Origin of the sequence: Exiguobacterium sp. s39 (genome assembly GCF_018618925.1) — a bacterium.
Classification (GTDB): Bacteria; Bacillota; Bacilli; order Exiguobacteriales; family Exiguobacteriaceae; genus Exiguobacterium_A; species Exiguobacterium_A abrahamii.
On the sequence record NZ_JACSNA010000001.1, the window covers coordinates 239,954 to 262,286 of the forward strand.

The window sequence follows — 22,333 nt, forward strand, 5'->3', positions numbered from 1 at the left end:
AGTGACGGGACATTTTAGGAGGAACCATTCATGGTATCAGTAAACGATTTAAAAACAGGATTAACGATTAAGACTTCAGACGGTATGATTTGGCAAGTACTTGAATTCCAACATGTTAAACCAGGTAAAGGGGCAGCTTTCGTTCGGACGAAAATGCGTAACATCCGTAACGGAAACATCCAAGAGATGACATTCCGTGGTGGTGAGCGTGTCGAGCGTGCACACATCGAGCGTAACAAGATGCAATACCTTTACCCAATGGGCGAGACTTACGTCTTCATGGACACAGAATCGTATGAGCAATTGGAATTGACGACGGCGCAAGTCGAAGCAGCTCTTCCATACTTGCTTGAAAACATGGAAGTTCAAATCGCGGTTTACAACGGCGAAATCCTCGGTCTTGAATTACCGAACACAGTCGTCATGACGATCGTTGAAGCAGAGCCTGGCGTTAAGGGTGATACGGCTTCGAACGTCAAGAAAAATGCGACAGTGGAGACAGGTCATATCATTCAAGTACCACTCTTCATCGAAGCAGGCGAAAAAGTAACGGTTGATACACGTACAGGTGATTTCACAGGTCGTTACAACGGATAATATTGAAACGACAAGACGTCTCTCACCTTCTATCAGGTCGAGAGACGTCTTTTTTCATTCAGCTTGACTTGCATCCAATGGTATGACCAGTTAATATAAGTATTTGAGTAGGCATTAGCACCTGGTATAATAATTGTGAATACAGCATAGATGGGGGAAGAATGACAGATGAAAATCGATCAGTTGAAACAAGTACTCGAAATGCTCGATCAGTCGAGTGTAAATGAACTCTCACTCGAGACGGATACGTATAAATTAAAGTTGAAGAAACAAGGAGAAACAGTGACGGTCTCGCATCAAGCACCTGCTGCTCCAGTGTCGGCGCCTGCTCCTGTGAAGCAAGCGGCAGCACCAGTCGAGGAAGAGGCGACTGCGGATGATACGGTCACGATCAATGCCTTGATGGTCGGAACGTTCTATTCGCGTCCGAATCCAGATAAACCGGCATACGTCAAAGTCGGTGATCAGATTGAAGTGGGTCAGATCGTTTGTGTCCTTGAAGCAATGAAACTCTTCAATAACTTAAACTCGGAAGTATCTGGAACGGTCGTCGAGATTCTTGTCGCCGATGGAGATCTCGTTGAATTCGGTCAACCACTCTTCCGGATCCGTCCGTAAACGGGGGTGAACAGCATGGAAAAATTATTGATTGCCAACCGTGGAGAAATCGCCGTCCGTATCATTCGAGCGGCAAAGGAACTTGGAATACAGACCGTTGCTGTCTACTCGACGGCGGATAAGGAAGCCTTACACGTTCGTTTAGCCGATGAGGCGTACTGCATCGGTGAGGCGAGTTCTGCTTCATCCTACTTAAACGTTACGAATATCCTTGCGATCGCAACGAACCGTCAAGTGACGATGATCCATCCGGGTTACGGTTTCCTAGCAGAAAACGTTGATTTTGCTGAGATGTGTGAAGCGTGCGGGATCAAGTTCGTTGGTCCGACGTCGGATGCGATCCGTCAGATGGGGATCAAGGACGTTGCGAAGAAAACGATGATCGAGTGTGGCGTGCCTGTCGTGCCTGGTTCAGATGGAACGGTCACGGACGAAGAAGCGGTCGCACTGGCGCAAGAAATTGGTTATCCGGTCATCATCAAAGCAACAGCAGGTGGTGGAGGTAAAGGGATTCGGGTCGCTCGTTCGGAAGAAGAGCTGATCAACGGGCTAAGTGAGACACGCCGTGAAGCAAAACAAGCTTTCGGAAACGGGGATGTCTATTTAGAACGTTTCATCGAAGAATTCCGCCATGTCGAGGTACAGGTCCTCGCTGACCGTCACGGGAATGTCATTCACCTCGGTGAACGGGATTGTACCGTCCAGCGCCGGATGCAGAAACTGATCGAGGAAGCGCCATCACCTGCGGTCAGTGAAGCGACACGATTAAAAATGGGCGAGGCTGCCGTAAAAGCCGCAAAAGCGATTCAATACACGGGAGCTGGAACGATCGAATTCATCTTCGTCGAAGAGACGGAAGAGTTCTTCTTCATGGAGATGAACACGCGCATTCAAGTCGAACACCCGGTAACGGAGATGATCACTGGATTCGACCTCGTTCAAGCACAATTGCAAGTCGCGCTCGATCATCCGCTTGCCGTCAAACAAAAGGATATCAAGTTCCACGGTCATTCGATCGAATGCCGAATCAATGCCGAGGATCCAGATCATGATTTCCGTCCGTCTGCTGGACGCGTCACACAATACGTGACACCAGGCGGAATGGGCGTACGTATCGATAGCGCAGTCTATCCGGGGTACATGATTCCACCGTACTATGACTCGATGGTCGCGAAGTTGATCGTCCATGCGGAAACACGGGAAGAAGCATGTGCGAAGATGGAACGTGCACTGGCTGAATTTTGGATCGAAGGTGTCAAGACGACGATCCCGTTCCACGAACGTGTTCTCAGTCACCCGGTATTCCGGCGTGGGACGTTCACGACGAAATTCGCAGAGCGTGAGCTAAAAGGTACGATCGTTAACTGAATCGGGACGGGAGTTTGTGCGACGAACTCCCGTCTTTTTTTGGCGTTCTCTATGTTTTTTAAAAGAGGAATGTGCTAAACTAACTGATTGAGAACGACAAAAAAAGGAGCACGCAAAATCATGATGAAACGACACATGGCACGCGAACTCGCAGTCCAATCTTTGTTCCAAATGGAGCTTTCGGATCTGACTGCACAAGAGGCCATTGAATTCGCGGTAGAAGGTAAGGAATATGACACATTCGTCGAGCAATTGGTGAACGGCGTCGAAACGAACAAAGCAACGATTGACCAACACATCCGAGAAGCACTGGTCAACTGGTCATTCGAACGACTCGGAAACATCGAGCGGACGATTCTTCGCTTAGCCGTCTACGAATTATTGTTCGAAACGAACATTCCGGTTCGAGTGACGATCAACGAAGCGATTGAATTGACGAAGGCGTTCGCTGACGAAGAAGCGACAAAAATCGTGAACGGTGTTCTCGGTAAGGTCGCACAAGGCGTCGTTAAAGAAAATTCATAAACTTGTAAAACCGACGAATAGAGACAAACAGACAGAAGAGTGAATCGAACTTTTTGGGGGAGTGGACAAATCATGGCAGTAGTAATCGATGGAAAACAGGTAGCCCATTCATATCGTATGAAGCTGAAAGAAGAAGTCGCACGTCTGAAAGAACAGCGGATTCAACCGCAATTGACTGTCATCCTGATTGGCGAAGATCCTGCTAGTCAGTCCTATGTACGTGGTAAAGAAAAGGCGGCGAAGGAAATCGGCATGGATTCGGAGTTAATCCGACTTCCGGCAGAAACAACGGAATCAGAGCTTCTTCACTTGATCGACCGTCTGAACGTTGATGCGAGTGTCCATGGGATTCTCGTCCAATTGCCGTTGCCTGACCACATTGATGAGAGTAAGGTCATTTTTGCGATTTCTCCTGAAAAGGACGTCGATGGTTTTCATCCTGTCTCTGTCGGGAAAATGATGATTGGTGAACCGACATTTTTACCGTGTACACCAAACGGCATTCTTCATCTCGTCAAAGAGATGAACGTACCGATTGCTGGTCAACACGTCGTTGTCGTCGGTCGTAGCCAAATCGTCGGTAAACCCGTTGGTATGTTGTTCTTGAATGAATCGGCTACCGTTTCCTATTGTCATTCCAAGACAAAAGATCTCGGTGCGATGACGCGTCAAGCGGATATCTTGATCGTCGCAGTCGGCGTACCGAAGCTGATTACGGCGGATATGGTGAAACCGGATGCTGTCGTCATTGACGTTGGTGTCAACCGTGTCGATGGCAAACTCGTCGGTGATGTCGAGTTTGATACGGTACAAGACGTTGCATCGATGATTACACCTGTTCCGGGTGGCGTTGGTCCGATGACGATCACGATGCTACTGCATAACACGATCGAGGCTGCGCGATGAGCGAACCTCTTCACGTTTCCGATTTAGTCCACTATGTCAAACGTGAACTAGAAGGCGACGCCCTTCTGCAACAAGTCCAGGTGGTGGGAGAAGTGTCGAACTTTAAACGACACTCTTCCGGTCACCTTTATTTTACGTTGAAGGACGAGCAGTCACGGATGAAAGCCGTCATGTTTGCCCGGGATGCGAGTCGAGTCAAAGCAGACGTTCGCGATGGGATGCGAGTCGTCGTCACCGCGCGCTTATCCGTTTACGTCTCTTCTGGGGAGATGCAACTCTATGTCGAACGGATGACGGAAGACGGTGTAGGAGCGTTATATGAGGCGTTCTCACGCTTGAAGGTGGATCTTGAAGAGCGTGGCTGGTTTGATCCAGCCATCAAACAATCGTTGCCAGCTTTTCCCGAGCGAATCGGGATCATCACGTCGCCAAAAGGAGCAGCGCTTCATGATATCGCAACGACACTCCGGCGCCGTTATCCGCAAGCGGCCATCGTCTTCGCCCCGGTCCTTGTACAGGGAGCGGACGCGGCACCACAAATCAGTCGTGCCATTCAGCTGATGAATGAGCATGATGCCTGTGATGTGTTGATTATTGGTCGTGGTGGTGGTTCGATTGAGGAGCTGTGGGCATTCAATGAGATGTCTGTCGTGACAGCCGTGTTTGAATCACGCATTCCGATCGTCTCTGCTGTCGGTCACGAAACGGATTTTACGATCAGTGATTTCGTCGCCGACGTTCGTGCTGCTACACCAACGGCAGCGGCAGAACTCGTCACTCCGGAAGCAGAGGCACTCACTCGACGTGTGCAGGATGTAGAGCGACGTTTAGAACGAACGTATGCACAACTCCTCAAAAGTAAACAGGAGCAAGTGACACGGCTTGCTGCGAGCTACGGTCTGAAATCACCACGCGTCCTACTCGGACTGAAGCAGGAACAATTGGACCGAGCAGAGATGTCACTCCAAAAGGAGATCAAGCAAGTAGTAGCGCAACACCAGCAACAGGTGGAGCGTCTTGACACACGCTTAATGCGTGTGCCGATGCGGGATCGCTTCGTGCAACAACGGGCGACGATTGAACAATCACGACGTCGACTCGAAATCGTTCGTCGACTTTTACAATCGAAGCAACAACAGGTGCGTCATGTGCTCGCGCGACTCGACTCCGTCAGTCCGACGCATGTTCTGATGCGCGGCTATACGTATGTCGAACAGGATGGACAAATCGTCCGTTCCGCGAAGGCATTGACAGCGTCTTCGTTCGATATCCGATTCCATGATGGAACGATTCGTGCTAAACGAGAGGATGGGGAGTAAGAATGGAGACGGAACAATCTTTTGAAGAAGCACTGGAACGATTAGAAGAAATCGTCACGTTACTCGAAGAGGGCGAAGCTCCTCTTGAACAAGCGATGGCTCTATATGAAGAAGGCGTCAAACTGACGGCTCTTTGCCAAGGAAAGTTATCCGTTGCTGAGAAAAAACTCGATCAAATCCTAGAGCAAGATGGTACGCTTCGGGAAAAAGGAGGAGCGCAATGATTGCTTTGAATGAGTGGAAGACACAAGTCGAAAACAAAATGGAAGAGTTCATGGAGCGACTCGACGCACCGGATCGTTTACGCGATTCGATGCGGTATTCACTCGATGCGGGTGGGAAACGAATTCGCCCAGCCTTGATTTATGCGGTACTCGATGCTTTTTCCATCGATCGTTCAAAAGGTGACGCGACTGCTGCGGCACTTGAGATGATTCATACATACTCACTGATTCACGATGACCTTCCCGCAATGGACGATGATGATTTGCGTCGAGGGCGTCCGACGAATCATATCGCTTTTGATGAAGCGACAGCGATTTTAGCAGGAGATGCCTTGCTCACGAACGCCTTCAGCTGTCTTCTTGAGACACCAGCTTCGCCAGAAGTGAAGCTTGCACTTGTCGAACGGTTAGCAGCAGCGGCTGGTGCTACGGGTATGGTCGGTGGTCAGCTCGACGATATGCTCGGTGAGCGTGGCGGCATCAATGACGTAGCGGAGCTTGAGTCGATTCACCGTCGGAAAACAGGAGCACTCCTCGTCTTTGCAGTCGAAGCGGGTGGTTTGCTTGCCTCGGTCAGCTCGACGGATCTTGAGCACTTGAAGCAATACGGTCGCCATCTCGGAATCGCATTCCAAATCCAAGATGACATCTTGGACGTGACGGGAGATGCTGAAAAAATCGGCAAACCGGTTGGTAGCGACGAAGGGAACGAAAAAGCAACGTATCCAAAATTACTGGGTCTTGAAGGAGCGAAACGCGCACTGACAGCTCAGGTGGAAGCAGCGGAACAAGCGATTGATGCATTATCAGTCGAAGCGACGACACTTAAGGAACTGCTCGACTTCGTGGTCAAGCGCGACCATTAAGCAGGACGACGCATCTGCGTCGTCTTTTTCTATGCTGATAATGGCGCTCGATAGATTGTTCTAGTACAATGTAGGGTACAAACCCTATAAGATTGTAAGGAAAAGAGGCGGTAAGGTATGAAATTGACAGAAATACAGGATCCGTCATTTTTAAAGCGTATGTCGGTCTCCGAACTCGAAGTACTCGCAGGCGATATTCGACGCTTTTTGATTGAAGAATTAGCGACGACAGGTGGACACTTGGCACCGAACCTCGGTGTCGTTGAGTTGACACTTGCGTTGCATCGTGAATTCGACAGTCCGAATGACAAGTTCGTCTGGGATGTCGGGCACCAAGCATACGTGCATAAGATTTTGACAGGACGCGCGAGCCAGTTTGATACGCTCCGTCAACACAAAGGACTCTGTGGGTTCCCGAAACGTAATGAGAGTGTGCATGACGTCTGGGAGACAGGACACAGCTCGACGTCCTTGTCAGCAGCAATGGGGATTGCTGTCTCGAATGAATTGAGCGGTAAGAGTGATCGTGCAGTCGCAATCATCGGTGATGGTGCGTTGACAGGTGGGATGGCACTCGAAGCATTGAATCATATTGGAGCAGAACAACAAAACGTCATCGTCATCTTGAACGATAACGAGATGTCGATTGCACCAAACGTTGGGGCGATGCATCAAATGCTTGGACGAATTCGTTCGTCACGTAAAGTGCGTTTTGCCCAAGACGAGCTTGAAACGTTGATCAAAAAGATTCCGGTCATTGGCGGACGTCTTGAAAAAGGAAGCGAGAAGTTGAAGGAAGCTGTTAAAGGCGCACTTGTTCCTGGCATGTTCTTCGAAGAGCTCGGCTTCAACTATTATGGTCCAGTCGATGGGCACGATCTTGATGATTTAATCGAACAGCTCAATTACGTGAAAAAAGAAGAAGGTCCTGTCCTGCTTCATGTCATCACGAAAAAAGGGAAAGGCTATCGTCCGGCAGAGTTCGATGGCGTCGGCACATGGCATGGTCTTGGACCATACAAGATGGAGTCTGGCGAAGTCATTAAAGGAAAATCAAAAGCACCTAGTTACTCCTTTACGGTAGCGGATACTTTGACGAAGATGGCACGCGATGATGAAAAGCTGACGTTGATCACGCCAGCGATGAGCGTCGGTTCAAAACTCGATTGTTTTGAAAAAGAATTCCCAGAGCGGATGTTTGACGTCGGAATTGCAGAACAACATGCTGTGACGTTCGCAGCTGGTCAAGCGACGCAAGGCATGAAACCTGTCGTATCGATCTACTCGACCTTCTTCCAACGTGCATACGATCAGCTCGTTCACGACGTGGCGCGTCAAAATCTAGATGTGACGTTTACGATTGACCGATCAGGTCTCGTTGGCGCAGATGGTGAAACACACCAAGGCGTCTTCGATATTGCCTTCATGCGTCACGTACCGAACATCCGGATCGTCATGGCGAAGGATGAGAACGAACTGCAACACTTGCTCTATTCGGCCGTCAAATATGAAGGACCAATCGCCGTTCGTTTCCCACGTGGAGAAGGTATCGGTGTACCAATGGACGAGACACTGCATGAAATTTCGCTTGATACATGGGAAGTCGAACGTGAAGGAACGGACGTCGCGATCCTTGCGTTTGGACCACAAGTACAAGATGCGCTCAAAATCGCGGATTTCCTAGCAGACGAACTGTCGGTTCGTGTCATCAATGCTCGGACGATCAAACCGCTTGATGAGAAGATGCTGAATGCCCTTTACGCAGAAGGCATTCCACTCGTGACGCTCGAAGAAGCCGTCTTAAAAGGTGGATTCGGATCAGCTGTCCTTGAGCATGCGAACGAGCAGGAAGCATTCCCACGCGTCAAACGCTTTGGTATTCCGGATTGGTATATCGAGCATGGCGGTGTGAACGAATTACTGGAAGAAATCGGATTATTACCTGGACAAATCGCAGAAGAAGTACGCGCTTTCGTCAATCAAGGAAAGAAACAGAGTGTGTGACGATTCATGGAAAATGTAAAAAAAATCCGCCTCGACGTTCTTCTCGTCGAGCGCGGTTTGTTTGAAACGCGTGAAAAAGCAAAGCGATCGATCATGGCTGGACTGGTCTTTAGTGGTACGGAACGATTAGAGAAGGCTGGTGAGAAGGTCAAGTCGGACATCGACCTGCATGTTAAAGGTCAGTTGATGCCTTATGTCGGTCGTGGAGGCTTCAAGATGGAAAAGGCACTTCAAGTATTCGATTTCGATGTCGCTGGTAAAACAGGTCTCGATATCGGATCGTCAACGGGTGGCTTTACCGATTGCTCCTTACAAAATGGAGCAGCGCATATGTATGCGCTTGATGTCGGTTCCAATCAGCTGGACTGGAAGCTTCGTTCGGATGATCGTGTGACGGTGATGGAGAAAACGAACTTTCGGCACGCAACACCAGATATGTTCCCTGTTGCGCCACAGTTTGCGACGATTGATGTCTCATTCATCTCGTTACGGTTGATGCTTCCACCCCTGAAGACGATCCTCGTCGAAGGAGGAGATGTCATGGCGCTCGTCAAACCGCAATTCGAAGCGGGGCGTGATGATATCGGTAAAAAAGGCATCGTGCGGGATGAACGGATTCATGTCCGCGTCCTCGATGAGATGGTTGAATTCTTCATTCAACAAGGGTTCTATGTGAAACAGCTCGACTATTCGCCGATTACCGGTGGAGAGGGGAACATCGAGTTCTTATTGCATGCGCGCCTTGGTCAACCAGGACTTGATCCATCTGTCCATGCGACAGAGACAGTCAAGCAAGCACATGCTAGTCTTTAAACGAACAGATGAAAACGAGGACGGATCCGGTTCATGGGTCCGTCTTCCTTATTGTTCGGAGCGACGAAAACCGTATAATAAAATGGCAAACGTGGACTTTTAATGATTTATTGGATTACAATAGTAACATCGAAGAATACTGTGAGGTGCAGGGATGACAAAGGGGCAACGGTTGATTAAGATTCGGGAGATCATCACCCAGTCGGAAGTAGAAACCCAAGATGAATTGGTAGAGGAATTACGGAATGCAGGATATAAGGTGACACAGGCAACGGTATCACGAGATATCAAGGAACTTCACCTCGTTAAGGTCCCGTTGAATGATGGACGTTATAAATACAGCTTACCTGCCGACCAACGCTTCAACCCACTCGGGAAATTGCGGCGTCTGCTCGGGGACAGCTTCATCTCGATTGATTCTGCTCAAAATCTGATTGTCATGCATGTCCTGCCGGGAAATGCGAATGCAGTCGCTGTCTTACTGGACCATTTGAGCTGGAACGAACTGCTTGGCACGGTGTGTGGGGACGATACGATCCTATTGATCGCACGAAGTGAGGAACAAGCGAAAGAAGTGACGGAACGAATTTTAGAAATGCTGTAAGGAGTTGACAGGATGCTAGCTGAATTATCGATCAAACAATTTGCGATCATTGACGAGCTACAGATCGACTTTAAAAAAGGAATGACCGTCTTGACTGGGGAAACAGGTGCCGGTAAATCGATCGTTCTCGACGCGATCGGATTATTGATTGGTGGACGTGGATCCGCGGAATTCGTTCGATACGGGGAAGATCGAGCGGAGCTAGAAGGATTGTTTCTGATTGAAGACGACCATCTCGTCTATGATCTCGCAGAAGAGTATGGTATCGATATCGAAGATGGATTGATCATCTTACGACGTGATCTGTTCGCGACCGGGAAAAGTGTCTGTCGCGTCAACAATAAGCTGGTCACACTGACGATCTTACGGGAGTTCGGGCGTGTCCTCGTCGACATGCACGGGCAACATGAACATCAGCATTTAATGGACAGTACGTATCATCAAGCGATTCTCGATGACTTCGCGCAAGAGACGATTGCACCGCTCCTTCAAGCCTATCAATCCGGTTATCAAGCGTATGAAGAAAAACGGACGGCGCTGCAATCGCTCGCGCAAAGTGAGCAAGAACTCGCTCAACGGATTGATCTACTATCGTTCCAGACGGAAGAGATTGAAGGCGCAAAACTTCGAGCACATGAGGAAGACGAGTTGCTCGTCGAACGAAATCGTCTCGCGAATTTCGAGAAGCTATATGCGTCGTTAAAGACAGCGTACGATGCTTTGCATGATGAGATGCGCGGCATCGACTCTGTTGGAGACGCGATGCGTGAATTACAACAAGCATCAAGCATCGACGAACAGTTTTCGCAGCAGAGTGACGCGATCGCAAGCGCTTTTTATGGACTCGAAGAAGTCGGGTATGCGATTCGAGATCAACTCGAAACACTTGAGTTCGATTCCAATCGACTCGATGAGATCGAACAACGTTTATCCGTCTTTCAACAACTGAAACGAAAATACGGGGCGACGATCGAGGAAGTCATCGCGTATGGGGAGAAGATTCGTGTTGAACTCGATACGATGACGAATCGAGATGAACGGATTGAACGCTTAAAAGCCGAAGTCGAACAGCTCGAAGGCGAATTGTTTGAGATAGGTGGGCGTCTGTCGCAACAGCGTCGAAAAGCGGCCGTTCAATTAAGCGAAGCGATTCATCTGGAGTTGCGTGAGCTCTACATGGAAAAAGCACGGTTTGAAATTCGTTTTCTTCAAGACGGGAAGACACCGATGCTACGCAAGAACGGAATCGACCAAGTGGAGTTCTTCATCATGACGAATGCGGGAGAGCCATTCAAGTCGCTCGGAAAAGTCGCATCGGGCGGGGAGTTATCTCGTATCATGCTCGGATTGAAGTCAATCTTCTCGCGCTCGGTCGGAGTTGCTTCGATCATTTTCGATGAAGTCGATACAGGAGTATCGGGTCGTGTCGCACAAGCGATGGCTGAAAAAATCTATCGATTATCGGTAGACGGACAAGTGCTTTGTATTACGCACTTACCGCAAGTCGCTTCGATGGCCGATCAACATCTCTATATTCGGAAAATCGAGGAGACGGATCGTACGACGACACAGGTCAACGTCTTGTCTCAGTCAGATCGAGGAAACGAACTAGGACGGATGATTTCCGGTGCACATATGACGGATTTGACGTTACGCCATGCCGAGGAATTGATGGATCAGGCGAAGACGATGAAAGAATCGCTTAAAAATGGGGTGTAAGGATTGATTAAAGTCGGGATAGCAGATGATAATCGCGAAATGGTCGAACTGATTCGCCAGCATATCTCTGCGCAAGAAGACATGGAAGTCGTTTGCGTCGCCTACAATGGCGAGAGTTGTCTCGAACGTATGAAAGAACATGAAGTGGATGTATTGCTTCTCGATATCATCATGCCTCATTTAGATGGGCTTGGTGTTCTCGAAGAATTGATGAAGAAAAAGAAGAACCCTGCTGTCATCATGTTGAGTGCTTTCGGTAAGGATGAGGTCTCACAACAGGCGGTCACTCTCGGAGCATCGTACTTCTTACTTAAACCGTTCAGCATGGATCAGCTCGTTCAAAAAATTCGTCTCGTGACGCATCAAGGACAAGCACCGATCGTCGAAACAATTGACTTAAGAGTCGGTACGACACTGCGAGAAGTGGGGATTGCTCCGCATATTAAAGGCTTCACGTATTTAAAGGACGCTGTCTTAATGGTGCTAGAACGGGAAGATTTACTTGGATTGATCACAAAGGAACTCTATCCGACGATTGCGAAAAAACATCAAACGACGGCATCTCGCGTCGAACGAGCGATGCGTCACGCCATCAAGTCAGCTTGGAACGAAGGAATGCAACAGCACGAGCTCTTCAATGGTCGAATCGAACAAGAGAAAAGTCCGAAGAACTCGGAATTCATCTCGTATGTTTCAAGTCATATGAATCAAGAACAATCTGGTTAAAGGAAACACACCGTCTGAATGATAGACGGTGTGTTTTTAGTTCCGATCCCGCTCATAGTAAGCGATCAACACGCCGTTATCGAACGTGTGTCGTTTCGTGACGTTCCAAGTGAGGGGCGTCATTCCGTTGTCGGGAAATAGACGTTTACCAGAACCGACGATGACTGGATAGTGGATCAATCGAAGTTCATCGATCAGATCAGCTTGATAAAGCGTATGAACGAGTTGACTACTCCCCCAGACGTGAAGCGGTGGTCCGTCCTGTTGTTTCAAGCGTGTTAGTTCAGAAGTCGGTTGATTCAAATATGTCGTCGGCTGCCAACGAATAGGTGGTGTATGACGCGTAGCAACATACTTCATGGCACGATCGGCAACTGGCCAGATATCTGCATGGAGTGGCCAGTAACTCGACCATTGCTCGTAAGTCGCGCGACCGAGTAACAGGGCGCAATCCTCTTGCATCCATCCACGGATGACCTGACCGATCTCGGGATGCTGAAATGGAGCAGTCCATCCACCCTGTTCGAAGTCGTTGCTCACATCCTCATTCTTTCCGCTCGGTGCTTGAACGACACCGTCTAACGATAGATGTTCGAATACGATGATTTTTCGCATGAAAGATCTCCTTTCGATTACGTTCTGCTTATAGCATACCGCAAAGCTAAAAATATATAAAAGCGCTTGCAAATAAATATTGCATAAACTGAAATGTTTGTTATAATAAAGGTACCAAATGATTTGGCAAGACGTCAGATGAACGTCGAGTCGACAAGGACTCCGGAAATCCTGTTGATGAACATCATCTCAGAACGCCAACTGTAAATGGCTCAAGAATGCCGGACGACATTCTCTTGGTAGAAGTCGTACCAAGGTATCTTGTTCATTCTAGATGGGAAATCTCGAATGAATGGGAGCTTCCATGATTTCGAAGCTAGGGAAAAGTGGAAGGTAACGGATCGTCTAAAATGAAAAGTACAGTTCGTGAAAAGGAGTGTTGTCTAGCAGTGATTGTTAGCAACCGAATGTTTGACTGCTTCAAGCGGATGACATTACGCTCCACCTAGGTCCCGAGTACAGTCAGATGATGGAACTGAAACACCATTCTATCGTTAGCCCGATAGCCAGATCTGATTTCTTTCTACCTCTTCATTAAGAGGAACACCTAAGGTTTTGGAGTACACGAATAGTTCTAACTATGAGAGGAGTTCATCCGTAAGTGAAACCAATTTTATACGAGTAAAAGGTCCCGCGCTTGAAATGAGTTCAAGAGATGGGGACCTTTTTCTGTGTTCATTTTTTTTGATAGCGGTCGGAGACTTTTCCACGTTTTCGATCGCGATAAAAGACATATCCTGCGACAAATCCAATGCCACCCATCGCAAGAACCAAACCAACGAGACCTTGCAGTACATATACGTAAGCCGCATCGCCTAAGTATTTAAACGGCACTTGCGCAATTAGAAAAACACTATCACGCATGAGCTTAATACCAATCGCGCCGATGATGCCGGGGATTAATAATGAGAGCAAACCAATGATACGCATAGGACGCCACTCCTTTCCAAGCGTATTGTATCAAAAAATCGATCGTTCTGCGAATCGGGTTTGCTTCCCTATTTTATTCCGAGTACGATAGAAATGTAAGCAGTTTCAAAGGGGGAATTCATATGCATCATCTACTCGTCGTCGGGGCTGGTCAAGGGGGAACAGAAGTCCTACATGCGTTTCAACGTTCACCATTATTAACGGTCATCGGTCTCGTCGATCCAAACATGGAGGCGCCTGGGGTGGCGCTTGCACGGCGTGCGGACATTCGGATCGAAACGAATTGGTCAGCTTTTGAAGGAGCTGATGTCGATTTCATCATTGACGCTACAGGAGAAACTGGCGTACTTGAGCAATTGATTCATGATTTTCCGGGAGCGGCGGTCTTACCGGGTGAATTCGTCAGAGTGTTGCTTGAGCGATTGACTGAAAAAGAGAAAATGCTCGAAGCAATCATTCATTGTACGAGCGAGGCGATTTCCGTCGCCGATCAAGACGGACAGACGATGCTGATCAATCCAGCATATACGCGTATGACTGGTTTCACGGAGCGAGACGTCGTCGGAAAACCGGCAAGTGCCGATATCGGAATGCAGGAATCCGTTCATTTGAAAGTATTGAATACGGGCGAGAACGTGCGGGATGTTCGCATGAAGATCGGGCAAGATCAACGTGATATCATCGTCAATGCGGCACCCGTCATCGTCGATGGACAAGTCCGCGGTTCCGTTGGGGTCATTCGGGATATTTCAGAAATGAAGGCACTCGCCAAAGAATTGAAGGCAGCGCGACAAAAAATCCGGACGCTCGAAGCCAAATATACTTTTGACGATATCATCGCTGAGAGTGAAGCGATGCGCTTCGTCGTCGATCAAGCAAAGCTTGCGGCAACGATGCCCGTCAACGTCTTGATTCGCGGTGAATCCGGAACCGGCAAGGAACTGTTTGCACATGCGATCCATGCAGCGAGCGAACGTAAATATGAACAATTCGTCCGCGTCAACTGTGCGGCAATCGCACCGACGTTACTCGAAAGTGAACTATTCGGCTACGAGGAAGGCGCGTTCTCAGGAGCGCGACGTGGTGGGAAGCGGGGATATTTCGAAGAAGCACATGGAGGTTCGCTATTCTTAGATGAGATTGGCGAACTACCACTCGACGTCCAGGCCAAACTATTACGGGTGTTACAGGAAAATGAAGTCGTTCGCGTCGGTGGGACGAAAGCGATTCCAGTCGATGTCCGGATTATCGCGGCGACGAATGCGAATCTAGAGCAAAAGATCATTATGAATGAGTTCCGAGAAGATCTCTACTACCGGATCAATCGTTTACCGATTCACATACCGGCACTACGTGAGCGACCGGATGATATCGCACCATTGACCTTACACTTACTCCGTAAATTGAATCAAAGTTATGGACGATCGGTCGGACGGATCTCAGATGATGTACTTGAAGCAATGAAGAAGCAACCGTGGAAAGGAAATGTCCGCGAGCTTGAAAATGTCATCGGACGCGCGTTGATTTTTACGGATAAAACAGAAACCGTCTTGCGAAAAGGTCATCTTCAGCTTGTCGTGCCACAAACAACGAAAGTCACGACGAGACAGAAAAAGGAAATCAAGCATCTATCGGACGAGATGTCACACGTCGAAGAACGGTTGATTCGGGAAGCGCTTACTGCCTTTAATGGCAACAAAACAGAAGCGGCGAAACAACTCGGAATTTCTCTTCGGGCACTTTATTACAAAGTGGAACGATTTAACATCTATTCATGAAGCGCAAATTTTTGCGTGCAATATATTGCAAAAAATGCAAAAGCGTGCAAAATTAAAGACGTTCTTGCTTAACCTACCGTCTCTTTTGAATTGGCACGAAAATTGCTATTACTATTTATGTATGACAGGTGAGGGGGGAATACGGTGAGATTCAGTGAAATGGTCGAGCAGGCAGCTCGACTCGAAGATTCCGTCGTTGCGATTGCAGCTGCGGATGACGAAGAAGTGATGGATGCTGTCGCATTAGCAATTGAGAACGATTTAGCGCGTTTTCATTTGTTCGGGGATGCGACACGGATTCAGCAGATGATTCAAAAACGAGCATTACGAGAGTCACAGTTCGTGATCACTCATACTTCTACATCGCAAGAAGCGGCAGAACGTGCTGCTCATGCCGTTCGCAAGGGGGATGCGAGCGTCTTGATGAAAGGTCTTGTTCCGACAGCTACGTTCATGAAAGCTGTCTTGAACAAAGAAACGGGTTTGCGTTCAGGGAATGTCTTGTCGCATGTCGCCTTGTTCGAAGTACCGGGGCGTGAATCAGCGATCGGATTAACCGATGCAGCGATTCACATCCAACCGACACTAGAAGACAAAGTGAAGATCATCGAAAACGGTGTCTCCGCCTTACGTGCTCTCGGATACGGCTTACCGAAAGTCGCAGTCTTAGCAGCTGTCGAAGTCGTCAATCCGACGATGCAGGCGACGATTGATGCCGCACTTTTGACACAGATGAACCGACGTGGTCAAATCAAGGATTGCCTTGTAGACGGACCACTCGCACTCGACAATGCCGTAAATCTCGTCGCTGCCCAGCAAAAAGGATTGACGGGAGATGTAGCAGGTCAGGCGGATTTACTCGTAGTTCCGCAAATCGAAGTCGGAAACGTCATCTACAAATCACTCATGTATTTCGCACATGCCTCGGTTGCGGCGATTCTCGTCGGAGCGCGGGCGCCAGTCGTTTTGACTAGCCGTGCCGATACAGCAGAAGCAAAAATGTACTCACTAGCCTTTGCGCTATTAAATGCCCAACAGACGAAAAAAGTAAAACAAACAATTTGAGGAGGAACTTAAAATGGTCGAAACAAACGTAGAATCACGCTTCAGCATCTTTGAAACAATGGAGATGGAAGATTACGAACAAGTCGTTTTTTGCCACGATAAAGTATCAGGACTAAAAGCAATCATCGCGATTCATGACACGACACTCGGACCGGCACTCGGTGGACTTCGCATGTGGAACTATGCATCAGACGAAGAGGCATTGATTGATGCGCTTCGTTTATCAAAAGGGATGACATATAAGAACGCAGCCGCTGGATTAAACCTTGGTGGTGGTAAAGCGGTCATCATCGGCGATGCGAAGACACAAAAGTCAGAAGCACTCTTCCGGGCATTCGGACGTTACGTCCAGTCACTGAACGGTCGTTACATCACAGCAGAAGATGTCAATACGACAGTTGCAGACATGGATTACATCCACATGGAGACAGATTTCGTTACTGGTGTCAGCCCAGCATTCGGATCAAGTGGTAACCCATCACCGGTTACGGCATACGGTGTCTATCGTGGGATGAAAGCAGCGGCAAAAGAAGTGTACGGAACAGATTCACTTGGTGGAAAAACGATTGCGATCCAAGGTGTCGGTAACGTTGCCTTCAATCTGTGCCGTCACTTGCATGAAGAAGGGGCGAAGCTGATCGTCACGGACATCAACCAAGAAGCACTTCAACGTGCAGAAGAAGCATTCGGTGCCTTGATCGTCGCACCAGAAGACATCTACAGTGTCGAAGCAGATATCTTCGCACCATGTGCCCTCGGTGCGACATTAAACGACGAGACGATTCCCCAATTGAAAGTCAAGATCATCGCTGGTGCGGCAAATAACCAACTCAAAGAAGACCGTCACGGTGACATGCTTGAAGAACGCGATATTTTATACGTACCAGACTTCGTCATCAATGCCGGTGGTGTCATCAACGTTGCTGATGAACTCGACGGATACAACCGTGATCGTGCTATGAAAAAAGTTGAACTTGTCTATGATGCGGTCACGAAAGTGTTCGAAATCGCAAAACGCGATCATTTACCGACATACCGTGCGGCTGAGAAAATGGCAGAAGAGCGCATTGCGACGATGCGTAGTGCCCGCAGCCAGTTCCTGCGTCGTGATAAAAACATTCTAGGGTCACGCGGCTGATCAGAGGAGGATATCCATGAGCGAACGTATTTTAACGATCAATCCCGGTTCGACGTCGACGAAGATTGGTATCTTCGAAGGGGCGAATCAGGTGTTCACGAAGACGTTACGCCATCCAGCGGAGGCGGTCGGAGGACCGCTTCCAGCGCAGCTGGAGATGCGTCGTCATGTGTTACTCGAAGTGTTAGCTGAAGAACAGATTGATTTGAAAGCGCTTACTGCAGTCGTAGGACGCGGAGGACTGCTCCGACCACTCGTCAGCGGTACGTACACCGTTAACCGGGAAATGCGAGAAGACTTACTCAGCGGTATTTTTGGCGTCCATGCCTCGAACCTCGGTGGACTCCTCGCGGATGAGATTGCTCGGACACTCGACATCCCATCGTTCATCGTTGATCCAGTCGTCGTTGACGAACTCGAGCCGATTGCGCGGATTACAGGCTTACCTGAACTTGAACGAAAGAGTATTTTCCATGCTTTGAATCAAAAAGCTGTCGCGAAGCGGTACGCGAAGGAAATCGGACGTCCCTATGAGGAACTGCGCCTGATCATCGCACACATGGGCGGCGGGATTACGGTCGGTGCGCACCAAGAGGGGCGTGTCATCGATGTCAATAACGGACTCGATGGAGAAGGACCGTTTTCGCCAGAACGAAGCGGATCGCTACCTGTTGGTCAACTAGTAGAACTATGTTATAGTACCAAGTATAAACTTGAAGAGATGAAGCGTCTGGTCGTTGGGTCAGGCGGACTTGTCGCGCACTTGGGAACGTTTGACGCGATCGAGATCGAGCGCCGGATTGAAGAAGGCGATGAAAAAGCGGCATTGTTATATGACGCGATGGCGTACCGGATCGCAAAAGAGATCGCTGGTCAAAGTGCCGTCTTGTTCGGGCAGATCGACGCGATCATCCTAACAGGCGGACTTGCCTATAGTGATCGATTGACGCGTGCGATCGAAGAACGCATCGTCCACCTCGGTCAAGTCGTACGTAGTCCTGGTGAAGATGAGTTGCAGGCGCTCGCAGAAGGAGTGTTGCGTGTCTTACGTGGGGAAGAAGAAGTTAAGGAATATGGAGGCGAACCAACATGGCTAGAGAATTCGACGTCGTTGTCCTAGGTGGCGGACCCGGTGGATATGTCGCCGCGATTCGTGCGGCACAAGCCGGGAAGTCGGTAGCAATCGTGGAACAAGGAAAATTAGGCGGGACATGCTTACATCGTGGCTGTATCCCATCTAAAGCCTTTTTGAAATCAGCAGCAGTCTATCAGACGGTCAAACACGCTGCTACATATGGCGTGGACGTACCGGAATCGTTTTTACGATTCGAACAGGTCAAACAACGTAAACAAGAGATCGTAGATGGATTAGAGGCAGGCATTCAGCATCTGATGAAAAAAGGAAAGATTGAAGTCTTTCATGGTCGGGGTTCGATTCTTGGACCAAGTATCTTTTCACCGATGCCGGGAACGATCAGCGTTGAGCCGGAAGAAGGCGAAGGCGAGTTGATCCTTCCGCGTCAATTGATCGTCGCGACAGGGTCGCGTCCACGTCCATTGAACGGACTCGCTTTTGATTCAGAGTATGTCCTCAGCTCGGATGATGCACTCGATATGGCAGATTTGCCAAAGTCGATCGTCATCATCGGTGGCGGCGTCATCGGTGTCGAATGGGCATCGATGTTGACGGATTTTGACGTCGCAGTAACGGTCGTCGAATTCAGCGACCGGATTTTACCGACGGAAGATGCGGCAGTCAGTCGTGAAGTCGCCCGTCAATTGAAAAAGCGGGGCGTCAAGATTCATACCGGCGCAGCTGCACAAAGTGAAACGTTCCGGATGTCAGAAGACGGTGTCTCGATCGCGATCGACCGTAACGGAGAACAAACGACGCTTGAAGCGGATAAGTTGCTCGTCGCGATCGGTCGAATGGCGAACGTCGAAGGCATCGGGATCGAAAACACGAATATCGTCGTCGAAAATGGCTTCATCCAAGTAGATGACCATTTCCGGACGAAGGATCAACATATCTATGCGATCGGAGATGTCATCGGTCGCTTACAACTGGCGCACGTCGCGTCAGCAGAAGGTGTCAAAGCGGTCGAGGCGATCGTCCACGGAACGACGACACCACTTGAATATGCGTTCGTACCACGTTGTATCTACAGCGTACCGGAAGCGGCATCGGTCGGTTTGACGGAAGACGAAGCGAAACGTGCCGGAATGGACGTTAAGGTCGGAAGCTTCTCGTTCAACGGATTAGGGAAAGCGCGGATCGAAGGAGAGGCGGCAGGCTTCATCAAGCTCGTCTCCGATGCGAAGACAGATGATCTTGTCGGCGTTCACATCGTCGGACCAAAAGCAACGGAACTGATCAGTGAAGGTGGATTAGCGCTCGTACTCAATGCAACGGCATGGGAAGTCGGACAGCTCGTGCATCCGCACCCGGCCTTGTCAGAAGCATTCGGTGAAGCAGCACTTGCAGTCGACGGACTCGCGGTTCACGCCTAAGGAGGAATTACGGATGGAAAAAATAGAATTCAAAGAATTAGTAGAACTCGGATTAACGGAACAGGACGCGATTCAGATGTTCGAAACGATGGTCCGTGCGCGGAAGATCGACGAACGGATGTGGAAGTTGAACCGAGCGGGTAAAATTCCCTTCCTCGTCTCATGTCAAGGACAAGAAGCGGCTCAAGTCGGTGCAGCGTTCGCCCTTGAAAAAGGAACGGACTACATTTTGCCGTATTACCGTGATTTAGGCGTCGTCTTACACTTCGGTCAAACGTCACGCGATATCATGCTGTCGGCATTCGCAAAGGCAGAAGATCCGAACTCAGGTGGTCGTCAAATGCCAGGACACTATGGTTCACGTGCCTTGAATATCGTCACGGGTTCAAGTCCGGTCACGACACAAGTCCCACATGCTGTCGGGATCGCACTTGCTGCGAAGATGCGTAAGGAACCACTCGTTGCTTACGTCTCGTTCGGAGAGGGCTCTTCAAACCAAGGAGACTTCCATGAAGGGGCGAACTTCGCCGGAATTCATAAACTCCCGGTCATCTTGTTCTGTGAAAACAATAAATACGCGATTTCGACACCTCTCTCGAAACAGCTGTCGGCGAAACACGTTGCTGATCGGGCGATCGGCTATGGTATGCCAGGCTATACGGTGGACGGCATTGACCCACTCGCTGTCTACAAAGTCGTCAAGGAAGCACGCGAGCGCGGATTACGGGGAGAAGGTCCGACCTTGATCGAAGTTGAAGTCGAACGCCTCGTGCCACACTCATCCGATGATGACGATAAATCGTACCGTTCTGCTGAAGAACTCGATGCCTTAAAAGCACGTGACGGGATCAAACTCTTCCGTGCGCGTTTGATTGAAATGGGCGTCCTGACGGAAGAATCAGCGACTGAAATCGAACAAGCGATGGAGAAAGAAGTCGACGAAGCAACGGCTTATGCGGAAGCAGCAGCTTACGATGCGCCAGAAAATGCATTACGTTACGTGTACGACGAGGAGGAAACAAAATGACGACGTTAAGTTTAATCGAAGCGATCAATAGTGCAATCAAAGAAGAGATGGAACGCGACGAGTCCGTCTTCATCCTCGGCGAAGACGTCGGTGTCCGTGGTGGTGTTTTCCGGGCGACACAAGGATTGCTCGAACAATTCGGAGAAGAACGTGTCATCGATGCACCACTCGCTGAGAGTGCGATTGCCGGTGTCGGAATTGGAGCTGCGATGTACGGCATGCGTCCGATTGCTGAAATGCAATTCGCTGACTTCATCATGCCAGCGGTCAACCAAATCGTCAGTGAAGCAGCGAAGATTCGGTACCGTTCGAACAATGACTGGACGTGTCCGATCGTCATCCGCGCACCGTTCGGCGGCGGTATTCACGGGGCACTTTATCATTCTCAGTCGGTCGAAGCGATGTTCAACTCGACGCCTGGTCTGAAAATTGTCATCCCATCGAATCCATATGACGCAAAAGGATTGCTAAAGGCAGCGATTCGTTCGAATGATCCGGTCTTGTTCTTTGAGCACAAACGAGGCTATCGTCTGTTAAAAGGGGATGTTCCTGAAGGCGACTATACGGTCGAAATCGGTAAAGCAGACGTCAAGCGTGAGGGCGAAGACGTGACGATCATCACTTATGGGCTATGTGTTCATATGGCACTTGAGGCAGCAACACGCCTTGAAAAAGACGGAATCGATGTCCACATCCTTGACTTGCGGACGGTGTATCCAATCGACCGCGAAGCAGTCGTCGAAGCAGCGAAAAAGACGGGGAAAGTCTTGCTCGTCACAGAAGACAATAAAGAAGGTAGCGTCATGAGTGAAGTGTCGGCGATCATTGCAGAAGAAGCATTGTTCGATCTCGATGCACCAATCGAACGACTCTGTGGTCCAGACGTACCAGCGATGCCATACGCTCCGACGATGGAGAAGTTCTTCAACATCTCAAGTGAGAAAATTGAAGACAAAATCCGGACGTTACACGCATACTAA

Annotated in this window: 22 protein-coding genes; 20 read left to right on the plus strand and 2 right to left on the minus strand. The window is 49.2% G+C overall.

All coding sequences use genetic code 11. The features are described from left to right. Positions 1-30 precede the first annotated feature (30 nt). The 13 genes from efp to spo0A all read left to right on the plus strand — a co-directional run bounded on the left by efp (position 31) and on the right by spo0A (position 12,289). A complete protein-coding gene (gene efp / locus KNQ11_RS01250) occupies positions 31-597 on the plus strand; it encodes an elongation factor P (protein WP_023467577.1) in 567 nt (188 codons plus the stop codon). 168 nt (positions 598-765) lie between these two features. Beyond that, on the plus strand, positions 766-1,215 hold the full coding sequence (gene accB / locus KNQ11_RS01255; RefSeq protein ID WP_214769088.1) for an acetyl-CoA carboxylase biotin carboxyl carrier protein: 450 nt from the start codon (positions 766-768) through the stop codon (positions 1,213-1,215). A gap of 15 nt (positions 1,216-1,230) precedes the next feature. Beyond that, complete coding sequence (gene accC / locus KNQ11_RS01260; protein WP_035409099.1) at positions 1,231-2,583, plus strand: acetyl-CoA carboxylase biotin carboxylase subunit; 1,353 nt, start codon at positions 1,231-1,233, stop codon at positions 2,581-2,583. Between the two features lie 120 nt (positions 2,584-2,703). After that, positions 2,704-3,108: a transcription antitermination factor NusB gene (nusB, locus tag KNQ11_RS01265; protein WP_023467580.1), complete on the plus strand. Its 405-nt coding sequence runs from the start codon at positions 2,704-2,706 to the stop codon at positions 3,106-3,108. Between the two features lie 72 nt (positions 3,109-3,180). Continuing rightward, positions 3,181-4,014: a bifunctional methylenetetrahydrofolate dehydrogenase/methenyltetrahydrofolate cyclohydrolase FolD gene (gene folD / locus KNQ11_RS01270; protein ID WP_082627410.1), complete on the plus strand. Its 834-nt coding sequence runs from the start codon at positions 3,181-3,183 to the stop codon at positions 4,012-4,014. Beyond that, the gene (gene xseA / locus KNQ11_RS01275; protein WP_214769091.1) at positions 4,011-5,333 is read left to right on the plus strand and encodes an exodeoxyribonuclease VII large subunit; all 1,323 of its coding nucleotides are present in this window, start codon (positions 4,011-4,013) and stop codon (positions 5,331-5,333) included. The genes folD and xseA overlap by 4 nt, the downstream gene beginning before the upstream one ends. A 2-nt stretch (positions 5,334-5,335) precedes the next feature. Continuing rightward, positions 5,336-5,557: an exodeoxyribonuclease VII small subunit gene (gene xseB, locus KNQ11_RS01280; RefSeq protein ID WP_023467583.1), complete on the plus strand. Its 222-nt coding sequence runs from the start codon at positions 5,336-5,338 to the stop codon at positions 5,555-5,557. Continuing rightward, a complete protein-coding gene (locus tag KNQ11_RS01285; protein ID WP_149426974.1) occupies positions 5,554-6,423 on the plus strand; it encodes a polyprenyl synthetase family protein in 870 nt (289 codons plus the stop codon). Before xseB ends, KNQ11_RS01285 begins: the two co-directional genes overlap by 4 nt. Positions 6,424-6,540: 117 nt before the next feature. After that, on the plus strand, positions 6,541-8,427 hold the full coding sequence (dxs, locus tag KNQ11_RS01290; protein WP_214769093.1) for a 1-deoxy-D-xylulose-5-phosphate synthase: 1,887 nt from the start codon (positions 6,541-6,543) through the stop codon (positions 8,425-8,427). Between the two features lie 6 nt (positions 8,428-8,433). Continuing rightward, positions 8,434-9,240: a TlyA family RNA methyltransferase gene (locus KNQ11_RS01295; RefSeq protein ID WP_029341099.1), complete on the plus strand. Its 807-nt coding sequence runs from the start codon at positions 8,434-8,436 to the stop codon at positions 9,238-9,240. Positions 9,241-9,394: 154 nt separating this feature from the next. Then, positions 9,395-9,844 (plus strand): transcriptional regulator AhrC/ArgR, encoded by a 450-nt coding sequence (ahrC, locus tag KNQ11_RS01300; RefSeq protein WP_023467586.1) that lies wholly within the window; start codon positions 9,395-9,397, stop codon positions 9,842-9,844. 12 nt (positions 9,845-9,856) lie between these two features. Further along, a complete protein-coding gene (gene recN / locus KNQ11_RS01305) occupies positions 9,857-11,563 on the plus strand; it encodes a DNA repair protein RecN (protein ID WP_023467587.1) in 1,707 nt (568 codons plus the stop codon). A gap of 3 nt (positions 11,564-11,566) precedes the next feature. Beyond that, positions 11,567-12,289, plus strand: a complete 723-nt coding sequence (gene spo0A / locus KNQ11_RS01310) for a sporulation transcription factor Spo0A (RefSeq protein WP_074668437.1) — start codon at positions 11,567-11,569, stop codon at positions 12,287-12,289. Positions 12,290-12,325: 36 nt separating this feature from the next. On the opposite strand, the gene KNQ11_RS01315 is transcribed toward spo0A, so the two are convergent. After that, positions 12,326-12,904, minus strand: a complete 579-nt coding sequence (locus KNQ11_RS01315) for a dihydrofolate reductase family protein (protein ID WP_214769095.1) — start codon at positions 12,902-12,904, stop codon at positions 12,326-12,328. Between the two features lie 675 nt (positions 12,905-13,579). Further along, a complete protein-coding gene (locus KNQ11_RS01320) occupies positions 13,580-13,834 on the minus strand; it encodes a DUF2627 family protein (protein WP_058265115.1) in 255 nt (84 codons plus the stop codon). A gap of 122 nt (positions 13,835-13,956) precedes the next feature. Between KNQ11_RS01320 and KNQ11_RS01325 the strand changes: the two genes are divergently transcribed. From KNQ11_RS01325 to KNQ11_RS01355, 7 genes are all read left to right on the plus strand, one after another. Continuing rightward, the gene (locus KNQ11_RS01325) at positions 13,957-15,612 is read left to right on the plus strand and encodes a sigma 54-interacting transcriptional regulator (protein ID WP_058704307.1); all 1,656 of its coding nucleotides are present in this window, start codon (positions 13,957-13,959) and stop codon (positions 15,610-15,612) included. Between the two features lie 144 nt (positions 15,613-15,756). Beyond that, entirely contained in the window at positions 15,757-16,677 is a 921-nt protein-coding gene (yqiS, locus tag KNQ11_RS01330) for a phosphate butyryltransferase (RefSeq protein WP_041255026.1), read from the plus strand. A gap of 13 nt (positions 16,678-16,690) precedes the next feature. After that, on the plus strand, positions 16,691-17,815 hold the full coding sequence (locus KNQ11_RS01335; protein WP_023467593.1) for a Leu/Phe/Val dehydrogenase: 1,125 nt from the start codon (positions 16,691-16,693) through the stop codon (positions 17,813-17,815). 16 nt (positions 17,816-17,831) lie between these two features. After that, positions 17,832-18,935, plus strand: a complete 1,104-nt coding sequence (buk, locus tag KNQ11_RS01340) for a butyrate kinase (RefSeq protein WP_214769096.1) — start codon at positions 17,832-17,834, stop codon at positions 18,933-18,935. Beyond that, entirely contained in the window at positions 18,905-20,326 is a 1,422-nt protein-coding gene (lpdA, locus tag KNQ11_RS01345; RefSeq protein WP_214724480.1) for a dihydrolipoyl dehydrogenase, read from the plus strand. The genes buk and lpdA overlap by 31 nt, the downstream gene beginning before the upstream one ends. Positions 20,327-20,339: 13 nt before the next feature. Then, the gene (locus KNQ11_RS01350) at positions 20,340-21,353 is read left to right on the plus strand and encodes a thiamine pyrophosphate-dependent dehydrogenase E1 component subunit alpha (protein ID WP_023467595.1); all 1,014 of its coding nucleotides are present in this window, start codon (positions 20,340-20,342) and stop codon (positions 21,351-21,353) included. Continuing rightward, a complete protein-coding gene (locus KNQ11_RS01355) occupies positions 21,350-22,333 on the plus strand; it encodes an alpha-ketoacid dehydrogenase subunit beta (protein WP_023467596.1) in 984 nt (327 codons plus the stop codon). Before KNQ11_RS01350 ends, KNQ11_RS01355 begins: the two co-directional genes overlap by 4 nt.

Excerpts from the sequence above, each read along its gene's own strand:
- efp (WP_023467577.1), top strand. The coding sequence starts at position 31 with ATGGTATCAGTAAACGATTTAAAAACAGGATTAACGATTAAGACTTCA.
- accB (WP_214769088.1), top strand. The coding sequence starts at position 766 with ATGAAAATCGATCAGTTGAAACAAGTACTCGAAATGCTCGATCAGTCG.
- accC (WP_035409099.1), top strand. The coding sequence starts at position 1,231 with ATGGAAAAATTATTGATTGCCAACCGTGGAGAAATCGCCGTCCGTATC.
- nusB (WP_023467580.1), top strand. The coding sequence starts at position 2,704 with ATGATGAAACGACACATGGCACGCGAACTCGCAGTCCAATCTTTGTTC.
- folD (WP_082627410.1), top strand. The coding sequence starts at position 3,181 with ATGGCAGTAGTAATCGATGGAAAACAGGTAGCCCATTCATATCGTATG.
- xseA (WP_214769091.1), top strand. The coding sequence starts at position 4,011 with ATGAGCGAACCTCTTCACGTTTCCGATTTAGTCCACTATGTCAAACGT.
- xseB (WP_023467583.1), top strand. The coding sequence starts at position 5,336 with ATGGAGACGGAACAATCTTTTGAAGAAGCACTGGAACGATTAGAAGAA.
- KNQ11_RS01285 (WP_149426974.1), top strand. The coding sequence starts at position 5,554 with ATGATTGCTTTGAATGAGTGGAAGACACAAGTCGAAAACAAAATGGAA.
- dxs (WP_214769093.1), top strand. The coding sequence starts at position 6,541 with ATGAAATTGACAGAAATACAGGATCCGTCATTTTTAAAGCGTATGTCG.
- KNQ11_RS01295 (WP_029341099.1), top strand. The coding sequence starts at position 8,434 with ATGGAAAATGTAAAAAAAATCCGCCTCGACGTTCTTCTCGTCGAGCGC.
- ahrC (WP_023467586.1), top strand. The coding sequence starts at position 9,395 with ATGACAAAGGGGCAACGGTTGATTAAGATTCGGGAGATCATCACCCAG.
- recN (WP_023467587.1), top strand. The coding sequence starts at position 9,857 with ATGCTAGCTGAATTATCGATCAAACAATTTGCGATCATTGACGAGCTA.
- KNQ11_RS01315 (WP_214769095.1), bottom strand. The coding sequence starts at position 12,904 with ATGCGAAAAATCATCGTATTCGAACATCTATCGTTAGACGGTGTCGTT.
- KNQ11_RS01320 (WP_058265115.1), bottom strand. The coding sequence starts at position 13,834 with ATGCGTATCATTGGTTTGCTCTCATTATTAATCCCCGGCATCATCGGC.
- KNQ11_RS01325 (WP_058704307.1), top strand. The coding sequence starts at position 13,957 with ATGCATCATCTACTCGTCGTCGGGGCTGGTCAAGGGGGAACAGAAGTC.
- KNQ11_RS01335 (WP_023467593.1), top strand. The coding sequence starts at position 16,691 with ATGGTCGAAACAAACGTAGAATCACGCTTCAGCATCTTTGAAACAATG.
- buk (WP_214769096.1), top strand. The coding sequence starts at position 17,832 with ATGAGCGAACGTATTTTAACGATCAATCCCGGTTCGACGTCGACGAAG.
- lpdA (WP_214724480.1), top strand. The coding sequence starts at position 18,905 with ATGGCTAGAGAATTCGACGTCGTTGTCCTAGGTGGCGGACCCGGTGGA.
- KNQ11_RS01350 (WP_023467595.1), top strand. The coding sequence starts at position 20,340 with ATGGAAAAAATAGAATTCAAAGAATTAGTAGAACTCGGATTAACGGAA.
- KNQ11_RS01355 (WP_023467596.1), top strand. The coding sequence starts at position 21,350 with ATGACGACGTTAAGTTTAATCGAAGCGATCAATAGTGCAATCAAAGAA.